The organism is Acidisphaera sp. S103 (assembly GCF_009765975.1).
In the GTDB taxonomy this organism is placed as follows: domain Bacteria; phylum Pseudomonadota; class Alphaproteobacteria; order Acetobacterales; family Acetobacteraceae; genus Rhodopila.
In genome coordinates this window covers 31,188-54,302 of sequence record NZ_LMUJ01000033.1, presented here as the reverse complement: position 1 = coordinate 54,302, position 23,115 = coordinate 31,188, and the positions used below count along the sequence as shown (strand labels likewise).

General features: G+C 61.6%; 18 protein-coding genes. 4 read left to right on the top strand and 14 right to left on the bottom strand.

The annotated features are described in order from the left end of the window. Positions 1-65: 65 nt before the first annotated feature. On the bottom strand, positions 66-1,085 hold the full coding sequence (locus tag GSQ89_RS07855) for an IS4 family transposase (RefSeq protein WP_158923734.1): 1,020 nt from the start codon (positions 1,083-1,085) through the stop codon (positions 66-68). A gap of 633 nt (positions 1,086-1,718) precedes the next feature. Here GSQ89_RS07855 and GSQ89_RS07850 point away from each other — a divergent pair. After that, entirely contained in the window at positions 1,719-2,153 is a 435-nt protein-coding gene (locus GSQ89_RS07850; protein WP_158923732.1) for a hypothetical protein, read from the top strand. 1,115 nt (positions 2,154-3,268) lie between these two features. Here GSQ89_RS07850 and GSQ89_RS07845 read toward each other — a convergent pair. The 9 genes from GSQ89_RS07845 to GSQ89_RS07810 all read right to left on the bottom strand — a co-directional run bounded on the left by GSQ89_RS07845 (position 3,269) and on the right by GSQ89_RS07810 (position 10,813). Continuing rightward, on the bottom strand, positions 3,269-5,563 hold the full coding sequence (locus GSQ89_RS07845; RefSeq protein WP_158923730.1) for a xanthine dehydrogenase family protein molybdopterin-binding subunit: 2,295 nt from the start codon (positions 5,561-5,563) through the stop codon (positions 3,269-3,271). After that, entirely contained in the window at positions 5,556-6,926 is a 1,371-nt protein-coding gene (locus GSQ89_RS07840) for a c-type cytochrome (RefSeq protein WP_158923728.1), read from the bottom strand. Before GSQ89_RS07840 ends, GSQ89_RS07845 begins: the two co-directional genes overlap by 8 nt. Before the next feature lie 2 nt (positions 6,927-6,928). After that, entirely contained in the window at positions 6,929-7,387 is a 459-nt protein-coding gene (locus GSQ89_RS07835) for a (2Fe-2S)-binding protein (RefSeq protein WP_158923726.1), read from the bottom strand. Between the two features lie 732 nt (positions 7,388-8,119). Further along, positions 8,120-8,467, bottom strand: coding sequence for a type II toxin-antitoxin system RelE/ParE family toxin (locus tag GSQ89_RS07830; RefSeq protein ID WP_158923724.1), 348 nt, complete (start codon positions 8,465-8,467; stop codon positions 8,120-8,122). Next, positions 8,454-8,726 carry a type II toxin-antitoxin system ParD family antitoxin gene (locus tag GSQ89_RS07825; RefSeq protein WP_158923722.1) on the bottom strand — a complete coding sequence of 91 codons (273 nt, stop codon included), beginning with the start codon at positions 8,724-8,726 and terminating at the stop codon, positions 8,454-8,456. Before GSQ89_RS07825 ends, GSQ89_RS07830 begins: the two co-directional genes overlap by 14 nt. Before the next feature lie 305 nt (positions 8,727-9,031). Continuing rightward, positions 9,032-9,157 (bottom strand): hypothetical protein, encoded by a 126-nt coding sequence (locus tag GSQ89_RS39755; protein WP_256367305.1) that lies wholly within the window; start codon positions 9,155-9,157, stop codon positions 9,032-9,034. Between the two features lie 9 nt (positions 9,158-9,166). Beyond that, the gene (locus tag GSQ89_RS07820) at positions 9,167-9,616 is read right to left on the bottom strand and encodes a hypothetical protein (protein ID WP_158923720.1); all 450 of its coding nucleotides are present in this window, start codon (positions 9,614-9,616) and stop codon (positions 9,167-9,169) included. Positions 9,617-9,620: 4 nt separating this feature from the next. Then, the gene (locus tag GSQ89_RS07815; protein ID WP_158923717.1) at positions 9,621-10,442 is read right to left on the bottom strand and encodes a hypothetical protein; all 822 of its coding nucleotides are present in this window, start codon (positions 10,440-10,442) and stop codon (positions 9,621-9,623) included. Continuing rightward, positions 10,442-10,813, bottom strand: coding sequence for a hypothetical protein (locus GSQ89_RS07810; RefSeq protein WP_158923715.1), 372 nt, complete (start codon positions 10,811-10,813; stop codon positions 10,442-10,444). Before GSQ89_RS07810 ends, GSQ89_RS07815 begins: the two co-directional genes overlap by 1 nt. A gap of 183 nt (positions 10,814-10,996) precedes the next feature. Here GSQ89_RS07810 and GSQ89_RS07805 point away from each other — a divergent pair, with 183 nt between their 5' ends. Continuing rightward, positions 10,997-11,263, top strand: a complete 267-nt coding sequence (locus GSQ89_RS07805; RefSeq protein ID WP_158923713.1) for a hypothetical protein — start codon at positions 10,997-10,999, stop codon at positions 11,261-11,263. Positions 11,264-11,398: 135 nt separating this feature from the next. Here the strand turns inward: GSQ89_RS07805 and GSQ89_RS39110 are convergent, their stop codons facing one another. Beyond that, positions 11,399-11,749: a hypothetical protein gene (locus GSQ89_RS39110; protein WP_254073121.1), complete on the bottom strand. Its 351-nt coding sequence runs from the start codon at positions 11,747-11,749 to the stop codon at positions 11,399-11,401. On the opposite strand from GSQ89_RS39110, the gene mobF reads away from it, so the two are divergent. After that, the gene (mobF, locus tag GSQ89_RS07800; RefSeq protein WP_371734230.1) at positions 11,639-14,818 is read left to right on the top strand and encodes a MobF family relaxase; all 3,180 of its coding nucleotides are present in this window, start codon (positions 11,639-11,641) and stop codon (positions 14,816-14,818) included. The genes GSQ89_RS39110 and mobF overlap by 111 nt on opposite strands. Before the next feature lie 369 nt (positions 14,819-15,187). Here mobF and GSQ89_RS07795 read toward each other — a convergent pair whose 3' ends face one another. Then, a complete protein-coding gene (locus tag GSQ89_RS07795; protein WP_158923709.1) occupies positions 15,188-16,366 on the bottom strand; it encodes a DUF1501 domain-containing protein in 1,179 nt (392 codons plus the stop codon). Between the two features lie 3 nt (positions 16,367-16,369). Then, positions 16,370-17,671: a DUF1800 family protein gene (locus GSQ89_RS07790; protein WP_158923707.1), complete on the bottom strand. Its 1,302-nt coding sequence runs from the start codon at positions 17,669-17,671 to the stop codon at positions 16,370-16,372. Between the two features lie 212 nt (positions 17,672-17,883). Here GSQ89_RS07790 and GSQ89_RS07785 point away from each other — a divergent pair, with 212 nt between their 5' ends. Next, positions 17,884-20,040 carry a glycosyl transferase family 90 gene (locus GSQ89_RS07785; RefSeq protein WP_158923705.1) on the top strand — a complete coding sequence of 719 codons (2,157 nt, stop codon included), beginning with the start codon at positions 17,884-17,886 and terminating at the stop codon, positions 20,038-20,040. A 113-nt stretch (positions 20,041-20,153) separates the two neighbouring features. Here GSQ89_RS07785 and GSQ89_RS07780 read toward each other — a convergent pair whose 3' ends face one another. Next, positions 20,154-22,982 (bottom strand): hypothetical protein, encoded by a 2,829-nt coding sequence (locus GSQ89_RS07780; RefSeq protein WP_158923703.1) that lies wholly within the window; start codon positions 22,980-22,982, stop codon positions 20,154-20,156. Between the last annotated feature and the right edge of the window lie 133 nt (positions 22,983-23,115).

Sequence of the window (23,115 nt, the reverse complement as noted above, 5' to 3'; positions counted from 1 at the left end):
CTTGCCTTCGAGTGTGGCGCCAATCGCCTCCAGGACGGGCTGGTCCTCCGGGCTGAACGCGTCCGTCAGTGGCCGCTTGCGGCGCCGTCGCGCTCGTACACCATCTGCAACACCCGCACGGCGGCGATCAGCGTCGCGGCGACGAGGTTCTCGAACGCCATCACGTCTTCCATCACCACGGCTTCGATATCGAAGCCGTGGGTTTTCATCACGCGGAACAATTGCTCGACGATCCAGCGCCGGCGGTAGAAGCCGACGATCCGGCGCGCATCGGCGGCCGTCGCGACGCGGTGCGTGGTCAGCAGCCGCCAGTGCAGCGGCTTGCCGCGGGGCGGCGCGCCGATCTCGCGGACCTCGACATAGTTCAGCGTCGTCTCCGGCGGCAGTTTCGCCGTCTCCTCGGCGCTGTTGCGCTTCGGGCGCCGCAAGCTCACCTGGCGGCTGTACAGCGCCACCACCGCGTCGCGTTCAGCCCGCCCGGGCGCGGCCGGCACGTGGACGATGTCGCGGCCCAGTTCGGTCCGTTCACTGGTGCTGGCATACAGCCGTGTCCCGTCCGCCAGGACGCGGTCGTGATGACAGCGGATCAGCAGCTCGGTGGTCGCCGGACGCAGCGCGAATTCGTCGTAGATGTCGCATTCCCGGTCCGCCACCACCGTCACGCACCGTGCCCCGGCCTCGGCCAGCCTGGCCGCCTCGCATGTGGCTTCCAGCCAGCGGGCGCTTTCCTTCTGCGCGAACGGACGCGTGTTGCAATGCGTCTTCTTCTTTCCCGTGCGCAGCAGGAAACTGGCCGACACCACACCCAACAGCGTGCCAGCGTCCGCATCCACTGCGATCGTCGGGTGCAGATAGTGGCCCTTTTGCTTGCCGTCGTCGCGCAGGCTGGTGGTGTCCTGGATCGCCAGAATATGCCGTCCGGCGACCAGGGTGAGGGTATGGCCCAGTGCGGTCTCGATCATCTCGTCCGGGGTGACCGCCGGGTTGTGCAGGAACCGCCTGATCTTCATCTCATTGCCTCGGTTCCCACCAAGCGTGCGGACTTGTATGCCTTGCTGGCCCACTTCATGCAGCCGGTTCAGCAAAAATTCACCCGCTTTTTCCCGCTGCCGATGGCCAAAATGTCCCAGTCCCGTCATCGCCGAATCACCCTCGATTGCCACATAGACCCGCCGACAGCGAATCGAGATTTCAGCGCCAGAGCACGAAAAATCGTTCCCACGATCTGTGCATCCGGTAGACCCCGCCTTTGTCATCAGAGATGAGGGCACGCTCCGCGCGGCCACATTCGACCCTAGCTGGTCCTGCGACGGTCCAAGAGGCGATCTCACAAGCGGACGTTCAACGCCGCCTGGTGCCGACCGCAAAGCGCCATCATCGGCACCAGTAAGCCGGGTGGGCAGAAGCTCTGCCAGTGAGCTTCGTCCTTTCGAACACTCCTTTCTTCTTCGCACCACAACGGCGCACGCCCTACAGGTCACACTCCCTCGCGCAAGCGCACATGCGGCCGCAGACGCGGCCCGCCCCGCTGCGCGGGCTTAGGGGCCAGCCCCTCGGCGCGCTCCAAGGGGCTTCCGCCCAGAACGCAGACGAAATTTCCGCAGCCGGCAATTTCGTTTCGTTCCGGGTCCCCGCGAAGCCCCTTTCCGCTTGCACGCCCCGGTCTCGCCGACGGGCAGGAAGCAGCGCGCTGCTTCCGAAACGAAAGGCACAGGACCATGAGCGAGACAACGCCCGACACCGACACCCGCAGCACTCACAGCCCGCAGCGGGAACCCCATCCGCATAGCCCGAACCGCAGTCACCACCGGGGCAGCAATCCCAGCCGTCGTCCCCCCATGTCAGGGGAACAGCGCCAGAAGGTGTCCGCGGCGCAAAAGGCCTATGTCGCCACCGATCCCCGCTGGGCGGCACATCGCCAGAAGCTGGCCGAGGCCCAGGTCGCCCGGCGCATGAGCCTAACACCCGATGAACTCGACATGGTCCTGAAAATGCGCGCGAAGGGCCGGACCTTCTCCTACATCGAGGCGGAAATCGGCGTCTGTCATGACGTGATCCGCCGCGCACTCGCGGAACGCGGTTATTCCACCGCTCCCATCCGGAAGGAAAGACGCGCGAAGCGCGGCACCGGTTACTGGCGCAGCTTCGACTGACCTGCATCAACCGGAACCGGGGCCTTCCGCAGATGTGGAAGACCCGTCTGGAGGTATCCCGATGTTCCTTGTTCGCTACGAATGCCCGCGCTGCGATTGCGCCTGGTCCGACGCTCGGGTCTGCCAGATGGACGACGACTGCCCCGCCTGTGGCGGCCTGTGCGGCTGAAAGGAACAGAAAGCCGGCATCACGCTGTTCGAAAGTCCCATGCGGAAATAGGGTTCCTGAGCGGCCTCAGACCGCCGTTCATAAAGGTGTCGGGCAGCGAGAAGTCGTACCGCCCGAGGAACACGACCGCCGCTCTCGACCCAAGCACGAACCCGCTTTGCGGGATTGGTGCTGTGGTTGAGTTATAAGCTGTCGCCCCAACCATTTGCCGCTGAGGCAAAGGAAGATTGGGGCGCTGCCCCAAACCCCGCCAGGGGCCGAGCCCCTGGACCTCACCACTTGTCGGGATAGTTGTTAGCGCCGGTCCGAATCCGTAGTTTTTGCCGATGAATCTCACACAAGCAATACCAGGGGCGTTGGTGCCACCAGGCAGGGCGCCGCGGGCCTGCCACCAACCTCGGTGGCGATTCTGAGGCCATGCACCTTTCCTGTGTAAAGGCTGGCCTTCGGCCACCGCCTTCGGCGGCTGACGGCCTTGACACAGCAAGGGTGCATGGCCGTTTCCGCTCACCACGTTTTCGACGCAGGTCCCGGCAAGGTCGCCGGGCAAATTTCGGGCCAACTTTTCTCGCATCGGCAAAAAACTACGGATTCGGACCGGCATTCACAATAGTCGTGGTTCAGAGTTGGGCAGTGACGTTTGCACGCGCCGGCGGTTGATTCACCTATTCAGTCACCGGCAACCCTTTTCGACAGTCCCGGAAGCGGACGTTCTTCCCGCCGCCAGGAAGCTTGCGGTTCAGAAGGCCCTGGCACGGGTGCGCCATCCGCAAATTGCCCTAGTTCCGGCTTCCCATCGCTGGCCGCCATGGCCAGATGTGCTGCTGTTTCGATACTCAGAGCGGTTGCCTTGCGATCGCAGACTTCATCGTAGGCTTGGCCGTCGCGCGCCGGGAGTGCGCCATTCGCGCGGGGTCTCATGCCAGACTGAACCAGGACGGAGGCTTCAAGCCGCGAGCGCGTATCCCAGATCGCGTAACGGGAGGTGGCGCACCCGCTCTCCCGTGGCGGTGAAGATAGCATTGCCCAGCGCGGGCGCCAGCGCGGGGAAAGCAGGTTCACCCATTCCCGTCGGCGGATTGTCCGATTGGATGAAATAGGCGTCGATTGTCATTGGCGCGAAAGGCATCCGCAGAATGGGATAGGCATTGTAGTTCTGCTCCAGGATCACGCCGTTTTGGATATCGATCTTGAGGCCCATCGCCGTTGAAAGCGCGTCGGTTGACGCGCCTTGCGCCTGGGCTTCGGACCCGGCCATGTCAATGATGGGGCCAACATCAAGCACCGCCACGATGCGATGAATCGTGATCTGCTTGTTGGCATCCACACTGAGCTCAACCGCCTGTGCGGCATGGCCGGCATGGGAATAGCACCAAGCCAAGCCCAGGCCGCTGCCTTTCGGCATGGTCTTGCCCCAGCCCGCCTTTTGCGCGCACATCGCGATCACGTCGCTTGCCCGCTTAGGGCTGAAATTGACGCTCGGGTCCTTGGGCGCCAGCGCAGGCACCTCCCGGTTCACGGCATCGATCAGGAACTGGACATGGTCGCGACCCGAGGCCAGCGACAACTCATGCATGAAGCTTTGCGCCGCGAAGACCTGGGCATTGTCACCCGGCGCACGCCATGCGCCGGTTGGGATCTTCAGCGGCAACATCGTCGTGCCGCGGCGCAGATTGGGCGCCTTGATCGAGTATTTCAGGTTTTCGGTGAGGTTGGCGCCAGGGCCTTCCTTTTTGCCATCCGCGGTGAAAGTGATGAAATGTTCCTGCCACGCGTCGAGCCTGCCATTCTTGTCGATCGCGCCCTTGAACTGATGGTAGCCGGCGGGACGATAGAAATCGTGAGCAAAATCGTCCTCTCGGGCCCATTGTAGCTTGACCGGGACGTTGAGCTTGCGCGCGATGGCCGCGGCCTCGCAGGTATAGTCGTTGACCAAACGCCGACCGAAACCGCCCCCCACGCGGGTCTGGTGCATGACGATCTTGTCCTGCGGTATGCCGGCCAGCTTGGCAACCTGCGGCAAGGCGCGATCAGGTTGCTGTGTGGGCACCCACATTTCCATCACGCCGTCATGCCAGTGCGCCGTGGTGTTCATGGGTTCCAGCGGCGCATGAGCGGCGAAGGGATAGTCGTAATAGGCCTCAACGGTCTTAGCAGCGTCGGCGAAGGACGTGTCCACATCGCCGACATTGGCGCTCGGCTTTGCCGGGAAATTGGCCGCCAGCGTTCGCGCATGAGCGGAGATCTGCGCTGAAGAATCAGTGGACGCCTCGCCGAGGTCCCAATCCACCTTGAGCTTGCCCTTCGCCTGGAAGGCACTCCAGGTATCCCGGGCGATGATGGCCACGCCCGGCATCACTTCGATCACCATGCCAGTGCCGTCCAGGGCAAAGGCGTCGAGTACGCCGGGCTGGGCCTTGATCTCCGCCACGTTGAAGGACCGCACCTTGCCGCCCGCTGCCGGACATTTGGCGTAGGTGGCATAGACCATGCCGGGAACCTGGACATCGATCCCGAACAGATTATGGCCGGTGACGACCTTGGGGTCGTCGACGCCGCGATAGCGCTTGCCTAACAATCGGTACTCAGCGCGAGACTTCAGCTTCAGGTCCGCGACGGCAGGCACCGGCAGCTTTGCCGCGGCCGCCGCAAGCGACCCATAGGTCGCGGATCTGCCGCTGGCGGCATGGGTCAGGACCGAATCCTTGGCGTTGATCTGCGGCGCCTCCACGCCCCACTGGCTGGCAGCAGCGGCAACGAGCATCGCTTTGGCCCCGGCGCCAGCCTGACGCAACTGGTCCCAGGCGCGCGGAATCGACGTCGAACCGCCCGCGCCCTGGTACCCATAGACTTTCGGATTGATGTCCGCCTGCTCCATGACAACATGGTTCCAGTCTGCGTCGAGTTCCTCGGCAATGATCAGGCCGAAGGAGGTCTTGATCCCCTGGCCGATCTCCGGACATTTGGAATAGATGGTAATGGTATTGTCCGGAGCGATGCGGATAAACGCGTTCATGGCCTGGTCTGCTGTGCCTTGGTCCGCGCCGTCCGCCGCCGCATGGGCGTAACCAGCGTCTCCCAGTTGGAAGCCCAGCACCAATGCGGTCGCGCCAGCCAGTTTGAAGAGGCTACGCCGCCCCGCAGTAAACGACGCTTTGGCCGCCGGTACAGCGCGCAGGTCCTCGATCAGCGCCGAAAGATAATCATTGGACCCGGCAAAATTGGACTCGGTGTCAACCATTGGGAGTCTCCCGGGAATTCGATTGCTGGGGGGCCTGCTTTCGCAGATTCGCCACATCTTGGCTTGTCAGGTGCGCGCCTTTGGCACCAAAGCGGGCCGTCACATAATTTGCCACGGCGGCGATGTCGTCGTCGGACAGCCCCTGGCCGAAAGCTGGCATGAAGATCTTGCCTGCATCGGTCTGCCGGTTGACACCGTTGATGACTGCCTGCGCCACATTGGTCGCATTCGGATCGTTCACCGCGCGCACGCCAGTCAGGGTGGCATAGCCGGTGACCGGGCTCACGCCGGTCCAGTCATGGCAGCTTGCGCAGGCGCCCGCGAAGATCTTCTCGCCGCGCGGGTCGAAGTCCGCGACCACACCTTGCTTGTACGAAGCCGGTGCAGGCGCGGTGACGGTACGCGGCAGGTCGCTTTTCTCGGCGGGAACGCTGCGCAGATAAGTCACCAGCGCATGTACGTCGTTCGGCACCAGATAGCTGAGGCTGTCGTCACTGGCCTCACCCATGGGACCAGCCGCGCCGCCATGTCCGTTGGCATGACCAGTGGAAAGATACTGGTACAGGTCTTGGTCGCTCCAGCTACCGATGCCGGAATCCCTGTCGCTCGTGATGTTGTAGGCGCGCCAGCCTGCGGTGACGGCGCCCGTGAATTTGCTGTGGTTGTCCAGCGCAAAGGCAATGTTGCGCGGGGTATGGCATTCGCCACAATGACCCATCGCTTCGGCCAGATAGGCGCCTCGATTCCATTGCGGGCTCTCGCCGGTATTGGGGCGGAAGCGCGTATCGGGATTGAACGCCACGCCCCACAGCGTCAGCAGGCTGCGATGGTTGAAGGGCCAGGAAAGCTGGTCCTTCCTTGCGGGGGCATGGTGCGGCGCCAACGTAAAGAGATAGGCCTTGATCGCCTGCACATCGCCGTCCGTCATGTAGGTGTACGAGGCATAGGGCATGGCGGGATACAGGTGCTCGCCATCGGCGCGAATTCCCCTGTGCATGACTGCCAGGAACTGGGCGTCGGTGTAGTTGCCAATGCCGGTTTGCTTGTCCGGGGTGATGTTGGTGGAATAGATGGTGCCGAACGGCGTGGTGAGGGCGAAGCCACCCGTGAACGGAGCGCTGCCCGGTGCGCTGTGGCACGCTTGGCAATCCGCGGCATGGGTCAGATATTCGCCGCGCGTCACCAGGTCGGCCTTCACAAGCTGTGCAGGAACGCCGGTAACACTGCTGGCCTCGTAGTCCTGCAGCGCCACGGTCGAACCGCCGGCAAAGGCCATCGGATTACGGCCGAGATACACCCAGCCAGCGGCTCCAAGCGCAACAACAACAATGAGGGCAACGACAATCCCGACGATTTTCTTCATCGTCAGGCCGCACCGGCGGCAGCATTTTTGATTGCTCGCCGGATGCGAATATAGGTCCCGCAGCGACAGAGATTGCCTGCCATGGCTGCGTCGATATCCGCATCGTCAGGGCGGGGGTTACCGTTCAGCAGTGCCGTGGCCGACATGATCTGGCCGGCTTGGCAATAGCCGCATTGCGGCACGGCAGCTTCGATCCAGGCCTGCCGGACCCGCGCGCCGTTGGGTGTGGCACCGACCCCTTCAATGGTGACGACGGCGCGGGTGCCGACATCGCCAACGGACAGTTGGCAGGAACGCACCGGCTTGCCGCCCACATGCACGGTGCAGACGCCACACTGGGCAACCCCGCAGCCGTATTTGGTGCCGACCAGATTGAGATGGTCGCGCAGCACCCACAGCAGCGGCATGTCCGCAGAAACGTCGACCTCGCGGGCTTGCCCGTTGATGGTCAAAGTGAACATTTTTTCATCCCTGCTTAACAACTGAGAGAGACACCATCGCTGACAGAATCCCTCCTTGACATCAAGGCGAAGCTGCGCCGGGAGCGACCTTCCACACAGGTTTCGGCACTTGCCCTATATGATGGGATCACTTTCAGGGAAGCAAGGTGGGCACGGCTGCCGGGTTAGCTCACATTCTGGATGTCGGCTTCATCGGCTCAAGTGCCTGAAGAGACTGCCGCTCCGGGCGAGAACCGGATATAAGCAAGTGTCTGGTTTCAGCCTCGAATACTCGAAAGCTGACGGAACGCTCACCACCCTGTGCTGCCGTTCCCAAGCGGCAGCTGTCGACCCAAGTCGGCCGATGGAATGGCCGATCGGCCGTTCCAGGAACCTGACATTCAGCACCTCAAGGCGCCGACCGCTGTGCGCCCGTTTGCGGCTGTTCAGACGAGCGGCACCGTTTCTCCGAAGCGGTCGTTCTGTGGGAGTAGCGGTAAATGGCTGGGTCGGTGAAGGTTTTCGGATGCCGTCAGGCGTCGGAAAACCTTCACCAAAGCGGTCCCTCGAGGACGGAGCGATACTCGCCAAAATGGGACGAGCGGATGTTGGGATCCGGGAAGAACGCTCGGGCGAACCCGTCAAAATGAGCATGCAGCTCTTCTCGAATACAATTGAAATCGCCCCGCTCCGGCAACAAACCCGGCATTATGGAGCAGTTGCCACCTATACCCACGCCGCGGGTCCAAGCGGTCAGTGCCGAAAACGATCCAGGATCTGCTGCCTGTGGTCTACGCCGCCGAAAAACGTAGCGAGTATTCTAACCTCTGATGACGGCTCATCGATCTCGAAGTAGAAGATAAAATTCTTGTTGGTCACGGTCCGAATGCCGGGCCTGATCTTCGTGTGTTCGGTGCCTCGGTGGGGATGGGCCGCGAATGTCCGCATGTAGGCCAGGGCCTCGTCGATGCGAGCGGCCGCTCGCTCCACCGCATTCTCCAGGTCGTCCCCGAATTCCTGGTAGACATGAACTAAATATTCCTCGATGAGGTCGAGGTCGCCCGTAACGTCTGCCGCGCGGCTGACCTTATATCGTCGCACGCGCTTTTCTCTTGCGCCCCAGCATCGCGCGGGTCTCCGCCTCACCCTCGTCGAGATCGACGAAAGCTCCGGCACGCCGCTGATCAATCAGTGACCGGAGGGCCTGGAGTTCCGCATCGTGCATCTCGGAATCGCGCCGCAGCATCTCCAGACCGCGCTGGAGAACCGCGCTGAGGCTCGGGTACTGCCCGCTCTCGACGAGCGTGCGCGCATAGGCTTCCTGATCGTCGGTCAGCGAAATCGACGTCTTCGCGGTCATGGCTACCTCCTATCGCCAAGTAATACTGAGTAGCACCGCCGTCAAGGCATCAGTCGTTATCGTCCCCAGTTCGGTGTGCCGCGACGGAACGGACGCCTCGTTCGGTAACTATAGCGCCACTAGGATAAAGGCCGGAGACAAGCACTGCACGCCGGAAAGGCGGTGCCGCGAGGGCGTTGCGAACAGAGGCTCAACGCTCGGCCGATGGCGGTTGTTACCAAATGCCGGAATTTCCCCCGGGACCGTTCCGTAACCATGGCTGGCCGGGTAAGTCGTTGCCGATGATGGAGCTTTCGGCCCCCGGATCATCCCTTGGGTGGCAACTGCTCCATAAGGCCGAACAAACCGGCGCGGAACTCATTCAAATCCGCCATACTCAGCCGGAGTAGCCGCCCCGCACCAAACGGCACCTCCGGGATCATCGTGGTCATGGCATCCCATCACCTCTGGCACCATTTGGTGCCGTTACTGTAGTCAATGCATCGGGCAGGCCACGCGAAATGGCCAGCCGCGATGCCGATCACCAGCAACGTGGCACAGGCCGCCGCCAGAATGGCCCAGGACCGAAACCGCGATGCCTCGACAACATGGTCGATCCGTGGTTCGGCGATCCGTTCGAGCGTGCGCCGCAGATCGCCACGCACCGCCCGCCACTGCACATCCGTGACCGGATGATGTGGCTGTGCGGCTGCTGTCGTCGTGCCATTCAGCAGTGCCCTGTTTGCCCGCAGCATGAGCGCCTGCATCGCGAAGTAGCCTGCCATCGGATCGCCGCTGGCCACCGCCTCCGTCTCCATTTTCTCCAACGCCGCCAGAGCTTCCGCGACCAGTTTGTCGACCTCGGGGCCGAGCGGGTTTGCCTCGGAACGGATGCCGAGGGCGCTCGTCACCAGGCTACTCCGGCAGCCAAGACTGCACCGGCGCGAATTCGTCACCCATCCGGCGAAGCCAGTTATGGACGGCACTCGCAGCAAATGGGCCACCTAAGTGTCGGACGTTCCGGTACTGCCACCCCTCCGCATCGCATCGATGTGCAACGTCGGGTGTTAGGATCGGCATCCAAAGCTGGACGCCGCCACGCCCGATCGCCGCCTGGAACGTCGGATGTACAAAGATGGGATCGAACTTCTCACGGCGACCCAGCCCCTCATTGAGCACAACGGCTGTCGCTTTAGGCTGAAAACCCTGGCTTTCCGTCAGAGCCAGCGGGGATAGGTCATGTTGGTCTGTTCCCACCACATGTACCGCGACAGGCTCAACGCCGTTTTCGGATAACATGCCGGCCAGATCGGGGGTCTCGCGAAGCAATGCCGACAACGCCGTGTCGCCACCTCCCAGGTCAATCAGGGCATTCAACTTGCCGTGTTCGACATGCTGCAACAAATCCCAGAGCCAGTCTTTGACTTCAGAGGGGTCGGCCGACGGGGGTTCAGCGACGCCTTCGACAAAGTTGCGTAACGTGCGGTTAACCGGATCGACCGCCGCAACGACGAGCTTTTCGACGCCCCGGCCCTCGATCGTTTCAACGAGCCATCGCGTCAGGGTTGTTTTGCCGATGCGGCCGCGACCAATGATAAACCAGACTTTGCGTTTGCCGGTCAGGTCCACCGCGGCGGGACGTTCAACGACTGTCGGTGTGCTTACGTCTGGCGCAAGCGCCAACTTCGCAGCAGGGAACGAGGGACGCGATGAGCGATTAAATTGGATGATCGACATTACGGCTTTTCCTCGGCGGGATGTTTCTTCAGGCTGGCAAGCTTGAACTCATAAGATGTCCTTCTCGGCGGCGCGGAAGTCTGGAACGAGGACGGCACTGGTTGCACGATGCCAGCAGCAGGCGGCCTGGGGTGGCCGATTTGCTTCTTTTTTCGTAACTTACGGGACTCGATCGCTTTGGTGACCCGCTCCCAGGTCGCCTTCGCCGTGGCGGCAGAGGGTGGGTTGCCGTTGGTGTCCGTGAGTCCTTCAGCCGCAAATCCAGCCGCGATGTCTTGCCACCGGAACAGGCCGTCGGCCTTGTCGATGACAGCCGCGAATTTCTGGTGATTGGCCAGCAGCCATCGGTATAGGGGCGAACGCCTGGCCAACGCCGAGTCTCGTATTCGAGCTATATCTGGTGTTCTTGCCGCCATGATACCCCTATATAGGGGACGGCACCCCAGGATCAACACGTCCTACCGAGCCAGGTATCATGAAGCAGGGTGTGGCGTATCGGTCATGGCTGGGCATCAACAAGGTGCTGAAAAACGACGCCGGGAAAGGGTTCGAAATTGAGTGACGAAGACACCCACGCAATCCAGGAATTGACGGGCGCAGTCGAGACTTTGACGGCCGGATTGTCTCAGCTCTGCCAAGTTCTGGCACACCACGGGTCGATGTTGTCTCAAATACTGTCAGCCGTCGCGGATCGCGAAGAGGACGGGGAGTCTCCTCTCATCACCGCGTTGACCGAACTCATCGGGCTCAGCGCCAGACATGCTCAATCGTTGGATCGGATCGAGGCCAGGCTAACGCGCATCGAGAAGCCGTCCACCTGAATGTTCCGATACCGGGTCGCTTATATGGGTTCCAAGGCCGCCGGGAGATCCATGGCGGAATACAAGGAGCAGGAGACCCTTGCGGTTGATACGCAAAACGAACTTGTAATATATTACTCATTCGAAACGGAGCCGTTATCTGCAATCGACCGGTTGGGCCATGCCGTTGCCACGGGTGAGATGACCTATTCCGAAGCGCTTGGCGAGATGATGCGTCAAGAGATCGGAATCGCGAATGGTGACACCGACCTGGACGAAGTCGAATGGCGGGCGGGCAGTGCGCTTGCCGATGCCGCCGGACGCGCCGAGATGCGGCAGTCGTTGGTTGCCGAGGGTGGGGCCGTCGCCGAAGTCCGTCCGGATATGTCGCCGGCAATGGCCGCATTGCTTGAGATCGACACCGCGCGTCCGCTGATGACCCATGAGGTCGCCAATCTGTTCAATGGCGAGACCGCGCAGGGAAACCAGATCGAGGGCCGCGTCCAACTGACCGCACGCCCGAGCATCGCCGAGATATTCGGCATAACCGACTTGAAGGCACCGCCATCTGGCGAGGCATTCGACAACATCATGCGCGGCCTTCGCGTTGACGGCGGTACGCCGATGCTGGCGGATGGTCCGGTGCAAGATCGGCGGATCGACGGCGCCCGTCGCTACCTTCTGACGGCCCTGCATGTGCAGAACAGCGCGGAACCGACCATCGAGGAGCTGGCGCGGCTGCGGGCCGGTCTCGCCGGAACGGATGGCATGGTGGTGAATGCCGCGGACTACAGCCGGACGATCCAAAACACCCACGCGCCGATTGCCTATCTCGACTGCGTTCTATCCCCGGACAAGAGCCTGTCGGTTGCATGGGCGCTGGCGCCGACCGGGGCAGAGCGGGCGTTGCTGCTTCGGGTCCACAAGGATGCCGTGGCCTCGACCATGGCGTATTTCGAGGAAACGATCGGCTTCAGGCAGCGCGGCGCGGCGGGCGAGAGGGCGTGGGAAGAGCGCGGCGAAATTACCTGGATCATGCACCACCACTACACCGCCAGACCGGCCGCCGAGATCGCGACGGTTGATAAGGACGGGGTCGCCTATACCGAGGTCAAAGAGGTTCCGACGCGGCAGGCAGACCCACATCTGCACACGCACATCGCGATCCCGTCCGTTGTGCTGACGCCGGACGGCGGGGTTGGGAAGCTCAACCTGGACCGCCTCGACGGCATGGTGAAGGAACTGGGCGCGGTCTATCACGCCTACATCGCCAAGTACGCGCGCCGCCATGGCGTGGACGTAGAACCGGGACCGACGGGCGAGGCGCGTTTGGTCGCCGTTCCCGAACGGGTCCGCGCTGACTTCAGCCGACGCACCCAGGAGGCCGAGCGGGCGGCAAAGGAAATGGCTGCCGAACAAGGGCTGGACTGGGACCAGATGACCGCTAAGCACAAGCTCGCATTGCTGGAGCGCGGGAAGGCGGAGACCAGGGAAGCCAAGCGCGAAGGCCCTTCTGACTTTGCCCGCTGGCGCGCTTACGCACGCGACACTCTCGGATATGACCACCACAGCGTCCTACGGCCCGATGATGTTATGCCCGAGCTGGTGCCGGGACAGCGCCACGAGACGGCATACAAGGCCTCGCTGCCATGGGTGGAGGAAGCATTCGACAAGCGCGCGACGATGCCCGCGGCCGAAGTGCGCGTGCTTGCAGCCCGAGGCCTGATCGTCGGCGGGATCGATGATCCGGCAAAGGACATTGCAGCCGTTACCAAGCACTATCGAGAACAGGGCATCAATCAGGGCGGTGGCAAGGTCGCACTGCTTTGGGCGAAGGCTGCACCGCACCGTCGGCAGGAACGTTGGGATGTTTCGACTGACCTGAACCTGGACCAAGAGCACCAGGTCTTGGAGCTGGCGCGGTCCGCGAGCGCCGATAGATCGGCAGCCTTGACGCCGGAACAGATTGACCACGCCGTGAGGACCTTCCTGGCAAAACGGCCCGAGATCGACCAGGACGCCCAGCAATGGCGAGACCAGCGGGCCATGTTGGAGCAGCTCGCCACAGGTGGCCGGTTGGCCGTCGGGATCGGCTCGGCGGGTAGTGGCAAAAGCACAATCCTTTCGCCTCTGGTGAATGCCTGGCAGTCTGACGGCCGCACGGTTTTTGGGGTGGCAGTCGCGTGGCGGCAGGCGGGTGGCCTGGGCGAAAGCGGCATCGCGAAAGAACACCTCGCTGCACTGGCCGCATTCGTCAGGCGCGTCGAGACGGGTCGGTACAAATTGGACAGCAATACGGTTGTTGTCATCGACGAAGTTTCGCTTGTCGGGACACGGCAAATGCTGAATCTGCTGAAATTGCGGGACCGATTGGGTTTCCAAGTGGTTGCCATTGGCGATCCGAAGCAGTGCCAGTCCATCGAGGCCGGTCCGGTAATGGACCTGACTGCGAAAGCCTTGCCCGGCGCGATCCCCGCGATCGTGACCAGCGTCCGGCAAAGGACGCAGCATGAGCGTAATATCGCCAATCTGTTTCGCGACGGCCGAACCGATGAAGCGTTGGCCATGAAGCGCGAAGATGGTCATGTCGCGTTGGTTGCTGGCGGCAAAGCCCCGACGGTTCAGCGCGCTGCTGCGCTATGGCGCGAGCGCGTGGAAGCCAACCAGGACGATCCCTCGTTCACGATATCGGTCTCCACGTCCACGCGGGCCGACGCGCGAGAGGTGTCCGCCGCGATCCGAGCGCAATTGCAGGACATGGGCCGGGTCGGGCCAGACCGCGTCACGGTTCAGTGCATGAACAACGAAGGCGAGCGATACGAACTTCCGATCGCGGTCGGCGATCTCGTCCGCCCCTTGCGCCGGATTTATCCTGGTAAGGTCAAGGATGGTATGATCGCCAATAATGGCGACGTGCTGCGAGTGTTGGACGTGTCGACCGAAGCCCTGACCGCCCGCAACGCTGAAGGCCGGCAAGCACGCCTCGGGTGGAAGGTACTTAGTGATAGCGGCGGCCCGCTGCGACTTGCGCCCGGATATGCCGCGACGATCGATTCACAACAAGGCATGACCTCGACGGAGCATATCAATGTCATCGCGTCTGGATCTTCTACGGTGCAAGGTTTCAAGAACTACGTCGCTGAATCGCGCCACCGGGTTGCCAGTTGGATGATCGTCAACGAAAGCGCCGAACGTCAGCAGATCAGAGATAAGCGTCCGGCCAACGATTGGACGAAAATCACCGGTGACGATGTCTGGGCGAACATCGCCAAAAACCTATCGCGCCAGCCGACGAAATCGCTGGCGATGGATTTCCTGTGCGGCGCCACGTCGGTCCACCGTGGGACGATCACCCAGCGGTTCGCAGGAAGGGTCCATCAGGAACTCGCGGCCGCGAAAGAAGCTTCCGACAAGCGAGGCCAACCGGTATGGACCGCCTCTGCAGACCTGGAACGCCGCCGAGTGTCGAGGGCGCCAGCATTGCGGCGCGTCGCGGAACAGGCTCGCGAGATCGCGTTGCAGGGCATCGAGAAACTACATCTCGAGGCGCGACAGGCACGCGGGCCGAGGCTCTAGTCGTACTATATCGTAAAGCTCCTGTACAATCTGGCGATTTGTGTGTCGCGCGACGATTTGGATGAGATGGGCTGGTTGTAATTGACGCTGTCGGCCGACGCTCGGCGGCCTCGGTTAACTGCTTGGCTGAAGCGGCGCTGGGACATCCGAACCACGTCTGCATCGTCTGACCCTCACATGGAGACTGGAGTCGTTGTGTGCATATCTCTGACTGCTGCACTACGCTGGCTTGCACCCCGTCAACGCGAGATAACCCGCCTCGCATGCCCCGTAGCCTCAGCCAAAAGCCGACACGTTTTCGGCTTCTCAGCCGAGCGCCGCTATGCGAAAGATCATCGATCTCGCGACGGATCAGCGCCGGCGCGCGCACTATATCTTCAGCATGCCCGTTTTTGGCGCGACGGATTCGCTGTCCGGAAATACCGTCGCCAACCCAGCCGCTGATATTCCGAACAGCGGCCCAAGCACACCCTTTGCAACAGCCCTGATATCGAGCGTTGGCTGAAGATCCCGGTTCTCGAACAACTGCCGCTGCCCCAGCCCCGGCCAGTCCACAAGCACCCGGCCGCCAGCGACCGCGCCACCCATCAGGAGGGCCACCGTTCCGGTTCCGTGGTCGGTGCCCGCGTTGCCGTTCACCCGAACGGTCCGGCCGAATTCGGTCAGGACGAGGATCGCGGTCTTCCCCCACACCTCCGCCATATCCGCGCGCATCACGGCGATGCCTTGGTCCAGCTTATGGAGTGACGCGGCAAGCGTGGGTGTCTGGACGGTATGCGTGTCCCAGCCATCGAGGTCCAGTTCAGCTATGCGGGGACCATCTGGCGCGGCCAGCAGTCTCGCGGCCGCGCGGGCCAGGCGCGGAAAGCCGTTATCTATACCATTGTAGGACGTACCAGCCAGGACATTGTCTAAATAGCGACGTTCGCGCAGTCCGTTGGCGATCTCGGCGCCGGTTTGCGGATCCGTTGCATGCATCGCCACGATGTTCTCGTAAAATCCGCCAGAAACCCGGGGCCGGCTTTGGAACGGATCCCAGGTGGCCGCCGAGGCTGGACCGTGCAGGATCAGCGGCGACATGGTGCCCACGGTAAAGGCCGTATCGCAGCGCGGATTCGCGGGCAACTGAGCCGCGATGCGGTTAAGCCAGCCGCTCGTCATCCGCTTTTCGGCGCCGATTTCCATCATGTCCTGGGCTTCGAAATGGCTGCGGCTGCGATCGGGACCGGCGACACATTGGATCGGCAGCAGATCGTTGTCGCTGTACAGCGCGTGCATGGCCTTCAGCGCCGGATGTAGTCCCCAGAAGCCACCGAGGTCAGCCAATCCGTTCGCGCGGCCAGGGTCAGGCGGCACCAGGCTTGGCCGCCATTGCCTCAAATTGGGATCGCCATAAGGCACGACGACATTAAGCCCGTCCATCGCGCCACGCAGGAAAATCAGGACGAACCGATTATCGGTCTCAGCCGCCCGGACCTGAAGCGAGGCGCCGCCAAGCGAAAGCGTGGCCGCCGAACCAAGGAGGAAGCCGCGTCGGGGGGATTGCATTGCCTATCTCCGCATGAATTCGGGGGAGGCGAACAGGGTCGCCAGCGCTTCGGTCGGAGTTGGGCAAGCCTTCATGGCCGCACGGGTGGATGGGGAGCAGTGGTCGCCAAGAGTAGTCTCTGCGACCCTTTCGGCAGCTGGAGCGCCGGGCCGGGAAGCCTGGGTCATCGCCCAGTCGGCGCGCTCCAAAAGGGCGCCGCCGGAAAGCCAGTCGTCAGCTGTCTCGGGCCAGCCATTGGGCAGGATCGGGCCCATGAATTTCTGTCCAAGCACGGCACTGGCACGAAACAGCGCGTTGTTTGGTTGTTCCGGCAGATCCAGGGCGCGTTGCACCGCGATGATGTGTTCCACCGGCGCTCGGAACTTCGTCAGCGGCACCCAAGCTTCATCCATATCAATGATGGCGAACATCGCCTGCTGCAGGTCGCCATCAGTGTCGTTCAGCACCTTTTCCACACGGGCGACACACGTTGGGGGAGGCACGTCGTTGACGTAGTGCCGCACCATTTGCGTGGCGATATGGCGACGCGTCGCGGGGTGCCTGGCGATCCATTCCAGTGCCGTCTCGCTACTTTCCAACCCTTCGGCATATTCGTGCCCCATGAACATCTTGGGGCCGGGTTCATGCATGTCCGCGCGGAACACGAAGCCGGCCGTATCTGGGTCCCAGCTCACCGTCCGGCCTGTCAGTATCTCCGAAAACGCGGTGACATCTCGCTGCGTATAGCCGGAACCCACGCCCAGGGTGTGCAGTTCGAGGCATTCTCGCCCCAGGTTTTCGTTGATACCCCGGTGCTCCTTGATGCCGACCGGGCTGTTGGGACCGACCGATGAGGCATTATCAAGGTAGTAGAGCATCGCCGGATGCCGCATGACAGCCTTGAGCATGTCGACAAATTTCCCCGTCACATGGGGGCGGATCGCGTCGCGAACATACGGGCCTATGAGGCCGAGTGGCCGATTTCCTGCTCTTTCGCTGACGGTGAAATGGTTACTCCAAAACCATACCAAACGTTCCCGCACGGGAAAGTCGGTGGTGACTGCGTGGCGCAGCAGCATGGTCGTATCTTCAAGAAAGAGGTCTGCCAAACCCTCGGTTGGCATTGCCGTCAGCTTACGCGCCGCCCAATGGTCCCGATCCACGCGCACGGCATTGCCGATGGTTGGGCCAGGTTCGGCCAACAATGGGTCCGGTTCACTGAGTTGTAACCTGAGCCATTGAGGCACATCGCTCGGAACGGGCTCCGTCCCGCGGCGGCCCAGCCCAAAACGCCGAAATGCATGCAGCGCGTCCGAACTTGCCATGCTGTATGCTACCATCTTTCCAATCCGCCGCTCAATCGAACCTGGTGCGCTGTGAAAGCATGACGTCCGCCCGCGACGGGCATGTCGAGAATATTACACGCCAATTTGACCCTGGCTAACCAAGCGGCTGTTCCGTAATCTGCCGCCGACAGGATGACCTCCCGTCATCGAAGAACAGAGGCGGCGAGCCGCCATGCCATGAGGCGCGAGACATGCTGACGACGGATATGATGGAATGGCCAGCGCCGGTATGGCCCCCTTCGCGGCTGGAAGAGTCTAAGCAAACGTTGGCGTCGGAACCTGATGGTGCGTTCCACGTCTCCCTGGCCTGGATCAGGATACTCTCCGCGGCGGGAGACCTGGAGGGTGCCAGGTTGAAACTTGCCACGCTCCGTACCGCTTCAGAGAGCCGGCGTTTCGGCGGCGGCGAGCTGCGCCAGGTCATCCCGCTCGCGTTGCTGGTCCATGATCAAGCCTCGGCGCAGCATTTTCTGGCCTCGGTGTTTCCCACCACTTTCGAAATTGATTTCGCCGTCGCCAAGACAACCCACCATTCCGTGGTATCGATGCGGGTCACGCATCGGTCGGTGACGTTCATCATGAGCGACTCACTGTTCAGTAACCAACACGGCGAAATTTTGTTGCAACGGTTGATCGACGTCTATCCGGTATTGGCATATTATTTTGAATCCTCCATGCGTACCGTCGGCACGGTCGCGATCAACCTGGGTGACGCCGGTGATAGGCCTGGCTTGGCGTTCTGCGACAACCGACCCGGCTATTTCCTGATACCGGACTCAATCTTCATGGATACGCGTGGTTACATTGGCATGCGTAAGCGTTTCGCCAAAGAGATCATACCGTGGGAAAAGCGGTCGCCGATCGCCTTCTGGCGCGGTACGACAACTGGCCAGCCGGCCGATGGGAAGCGGGGATGGCGCAGTCTTCCTCGGGTAACACTTTGCGAAATCGGCGCCGATAATCTGGACCTGATCGATGCTGGGATCACAAAGGTACTACAAATCGAGGATCCCATAGCCGAAGCCTGGATCGCTGAAGCGGGACTGCTTCGACCCTTCGTCGCGCCGGAGTCATTTCAACAATATAGATACCAGATCGATATTGACGGTAACACGACCTCTTGGCCTGGATTGTTTATGAAGCTGCTGACCGGCAGTGTCGTGCTGAAGGTTCCCCCGCGCGACGGTTTCGAGCAATGGTACTACCACCGCCTGAAGCCTTGGGTGAACTTTATTCCTCTTTTGTCAGATATGTCTGATCTGCCGGACAAGGTGCGGTGGCTGCGTGCCAATGATGCTGCCGCGCGGTCGATTGGCGAGGCCGGATATCGGCTTGCGGAGGAACTGACCTACGAGCGGGAGATCGGGCGCGCCGCACCGACGGTTGCCGCCGCGATGAGGGATGCGCGCGGAGCGCCATTGCTCGAATTCGACTTCGCCGTGGGTGGCGGAGGCACGGCATATCTGCGCGAGGGCTGGCTGCCGCCGGAGCGGGACGGGGTGTATGCGACCGGGTTCCAAAGCCGTATCGACCTGCCCCGTCCTTGTGGGATAGGCGGCTTTGTCGTGTGCCTGGACTTATCATCAGCGACGAGCGGGAACCAGCGCCTCTCAATCGTCCTGGATGGTGAAGTCATGGCGCAGCTGCATATTGGCCGCCGTACGACGGTTTACGTTCCACTGGCGCGCAAAATGCTTAAGAACAAGCCCTCGATTGCGTTGACTCTGCTTCACCCAGACGCCGTTCCAGCAGCCTCCGCGGCGTCGCCGGCGGATGCGCGGATGCTTGCTGTCCGGCTGCATCGCCTCGCCGTCGTCGGCTGTGGGCGGAACGATACTGATGCGCCACTTGGCCTTGGCGAAGCATTGTCCGAGCTCCGAGCAATGGACAGAGGGGACCAAGCACACGATCTGAACGGGCCCGCACCGTTGATCCCATCGCACGCGGACCTTCTGCCTCTCTATACGCATCATGGTACGTTGGCCTATGCGGATACCGATGCGAGTCGATTGCGGCACGGGCCAGCCGATGCGGTGCCTCATAACCTTTTCGTGGCCGTGGCAGATGGCGACGGCGTGTTGGTGCGGATGACTGCGACGGGGCAACGGAGGACAGTCCGCCTGCGACCTGAAGGCCGGTTCGCCGGAGATGTGGATCGCGTTGCTCTAAACGCGGAGGGACGTGCCGACCGATTTACATTGGTATCGGTCGAAAGTACCGCGGGCGCCGCCATCGCCCTTCGAGCAGCTGGGTTAGTCTTGTGCGCTGAGGGAGCTGGTAATCTGGAGCTCGGGCGGGTCAAAATTGGTCCATGGGAGCAGTTCCGATCGACATTCGCGGTTGCGTAGCGAATGCGCATGGGTCTCTTTGAATAGAGACGAAGAGCCCGATCCGAATTGCTCAAGGGTGACAATTGCCTTCGCCTCCGTCCCGGGCTCGTGGGCAAGTGACCGGGGTCCGGCTAGTGGTTGCCCTCAACAGGCTTTTGTGGCCGCGTCACGCGATCCATGCCCATCACCAAATCCTGTGTGGCAGCCACTCGGCCGATGATCCGACTGATCCCCATCTGCGACATGTGTGACGTGTCGCCGCCGCTCGGCCAAGTACAATCGGGGTCCCCGACCCCCCAAACCTCCCGATGCGTCAGTTGCGGCATGAACACATCCTTCTCGCCGATCCACATATCGACAACCTGCAACATTGTTGACGTCGCCGACCATATTTTGGGGACGAATGGTCCGCCCATGCGCTCAATCTCGCCTTGCCAGACGACTTCCTCATGGTTTCGCAGCCTGGTGCGGCAATCCATATCGTCCCGTCCGCCGCGGACGTAGCCAATGCGGGCGCGTGACCCCTGCACCCGCACGGTCAGGACTGCTCCCGTACCGAGGTCCCGTGTCACCGGGATAGGCTCATCATACGTAGGCTGTTGGGTAATGGCCCCCAGAAAGACCGTCCCCACAGTATTTTCCTGGATTTGGATTGGTGGCTTCTGCAGCTGCATGGCGCGATAATCACGGAAGCCGTCAGTGGCGCAGCGGGTCACTAGACTGCCGCGGCCCGTCAGCAAATGATCATCCGTGCCGGCACCGCCCACGATGCAGTCAGCGTTGGCCGAGGCGTCAGAGGTGACAAACATTTGTCCCCCCACGTGGAACGTCCGCGCGGGTAGCGCTGTCGCGTTACCATCGGACGCAAATATATTTTCGCTGTTGGTAAACGACTGGATCGTGGTTCGATAGTCCGTCCCCTGGAAGCCAATCGAAGGTATGAGCAGGCATTGTCCAACCATCTCGCCGTGAAAATGGCCATCGCTCGATATGCCGAATCCCGGAGCGGCGGTGCGAAGGGGAATGCCACGAAGCACGCCGCTTTCGTGACCGGCAGTCGTTAAACAGTTGGATGTCGGTTCGATTTTGTAGGACGTCTGTACCGGCATTCCCCACGATACGGCGCAGACTACCAGATTTCCGTCCGAATCCGGGCCCAGCCACAGTCTGTTGTCGCCTTTTTGCGAGAGGGAAATGGATAGGCAGCGATTCTGACTCCAAAACGACTCTGCGGTTTCGTCCGCGTCCCCGAGGCGGATTGCCATATAGAAATCGCGACAAAGATAGCGAGTGACGTAGGGTGTCGTTGGTGTTGCGGGCGCAGCCAGTAAGGGAGGCACCTGGCGCAGCGTCAGATGCTCTGTAGCCCACCCATCTGTGAGCAATCCCATCGCAGTCCCCAGATCGAACAGCCCGATTTTGTTACAACGCGCGAAGCTTCTGACAAACCCGGTCACATATTCAGCTGACAGATAGTATGCCTCGAGTCCGCCGCCGGGCGTAAAAAGTTCCACGTCCTTCGTGCCGCCGCACATCATGGCAATGTCGGGTGGGTGCCCGTTGACCCGGGGCCAACCTCGAATTTTCCCGATGACCGACGCCAAATCGTTGCGATGAATGGCACCACCCGGCGCAGAGTCATTGTTGCCGGTCATCAGGATCAAGACAAGATCCGGAGTCCTTGTCTCACCGTTGCCGAGTGTCACGGTCTCTATGTAGGAGAGCCATGGCGCCTCTGGGTCACTGTACCATGCCGGCAATGGCCCGCTCGGTTCTCGTCTACGATTGAGCCAGGCCCAGGCCGCCGCTCCGATCGCCCGGTTCACGACGCGTATCCGTTTTGCCGGGTTCTGGCGAATGAGTTCGTCGATGATGGGTACGGTATGGTCATTACCCGCATGGCCGCCGGAATTTGTCACTGCCCAGGAATCCCCGGTGACGACGACGACAATGTCGTCGAGGCTGGCACATCGCGGAAAGTGCTGCCGCGCGACGACGCCTTTGGCCGGTGCCGGCGCGGGCGACGCGTTCCATGGCACACCCCCTTTGCGAAACGAACTATCCTGGAAACCGCCACTATATTCGTTGCCGCGCTTACCACAGGCCGATAGAATCAGCAGTTCGCAATCAATGGTGATCCAATGGAGGGCGGCCATCGCGGCGCTTCCCGCGATCTCCGCGGGGTTGGCGGGCCCATGATTGGGGACCCAGTCGAACAGGCAGGCCAAACCGGTGGAATTGGGTCTTCCCGAACCCGTGAATCTCAGGGCTTTCAGACCAGCCGCCAAGGCTCGTCGTCCGAAACTTCGCACGGCAGACGAATTATCCGTGCCCCAAACAATCAGTGATCCAGGCTTATCCGATTGAGACAAGGCGGTAATCGGTTCGGCCAACTCCACGGAAAACGGGTTAACGACCCTGGCAATCGTGCCACGGAACGGTGTTATGGCGATCGGATTGCCGTGGCCTGCGTTTGGATGTGCGGCATTTGATATCCAGATGCGCTTGCCAATATCGGCGGGATCAAAGCAGGGGCAAGCGATCCGACACATCGTTTCATCAAGGCTTTCTGGCACGCAGCCCTCGAGTACCAAAGTCGCGAGGAAACGGCTCGCCGGATCATAAGTGAATTCGACGACTCGGCTGACAATGACCGTCGGATCGGGATCCATCGACGCGATCGCAATCAACCGGCCAACCCAGTCCGGCTTCGGACCGGTCGCCGATTCGATGGGGGGGATAAAACGAACCGCGGTGGCCGCCTTGCCGTCGGCCGTGGTCACCGGTGAGAAACGCATCGATGCAACGGCCGTAAACACTGAAAAAAGGGGCGTGCCTTGTTTCCATGAGGTCGAGCCGTAAGTTCTTACACCATCGTCTATGACGCGAAACAAGGGTTCCAGCTTCTGCGCGGAAGCATCCGCGAAACCATATCCATGCAAGGCAACGGGATCCGGCAACGTGAGGCTCCTATGGCAGTATATTCACCCATAGGCTTCAGCGATGAGCGCCTATGGAAAAAAATAGCTCCTGGGCATCATATACTACCGCCCCGCATGCGCGAAACTCCTCCGCTGACCGAGGTCATCCATG

Excerpts from the sequence above, each read along its gene's own strand:
- GSQ89_RS07850 (WP_158923732.1), top strand. The coding sequence starts at position 1,719 with ATGAGCGAGACAACGCCCGACACCGACACCCGCAGCACTCACAGCCCG.
- GSQ89_RS07845 (WP_158923730.1), bottom strand. The coding sequence starts at position 5,563 with ATGGTTGACACCGAGTCCAATTTTGCCGGGTCCAATGATTATCTTTCG.
- GSQ89_RS07840 (WP_158923728.1), bottom strand. The coding sequence starts at position 6,926 with ATGAAGAAAATCGTCGGGATTGTCGTTGCCCTCATTGTTGTTGTTGCG.
- GSQ89_RS07835 (WP_158923726.1), bottom strand. The coding sequence starts at position 7,387 with ATGTTCACTTTGACCATCAACGGGCAAGCCCGCGAGGTCGACGTTTCT.
- GSQ89_RS07825 (WP_158923722.1), bottom strand. The coding sequence starts at position 8,726 with ATGACCGCGAAGACGTCGATTTCGCTGACCGACGATCAGGAAGCCTAT.
- GSQ89_RS39755 (WP_256367305.1), bottom strand. The coding sequence starts at position 9,157 with ATGACCACGATGATCCCGGAGGTGCCGTTTGGTGCGGGGCGGCTACTC.
- GSQ89_RS07815 (WP_158923717.1), bottom strand. The coding sequence starts at position 10,442 with ATGTCGATCATCCAATTTAATCGCTCATCGCGTCCCTCGTTCCCTGCT.
- mobF (WP_371734230.1), top strand. The coding sequence starts at position 11,639 with ATGGCCGCATTGCTTGAGATCGACACCGCGCGTCCGCTGATGACCCAT.
- GSQ89_RS07795 (WP_158923709.1), bottom strand. The coding sequence starts at position 16,366 with ATGCAATCCCCCCGACGCGGCTTCCTCCTTGGTTCGGCGGCCACGCTT.
- GSQ89_RS07790 (WP_158923707.1), bottom strand. The coding sequence starts at position 17,671 with ATGGCAAGTTCGGACGCGCTGCATGCATTTCGGCGTTTTGGGCTGGGC.
- GSQ89_RS07785 (WP_158923705.1), top strand. The coding sequence starts at position 17,884 with ATGCTGACGACGGATATGATGGAATGGCCAGCGCCGGTATGGCCCCCT.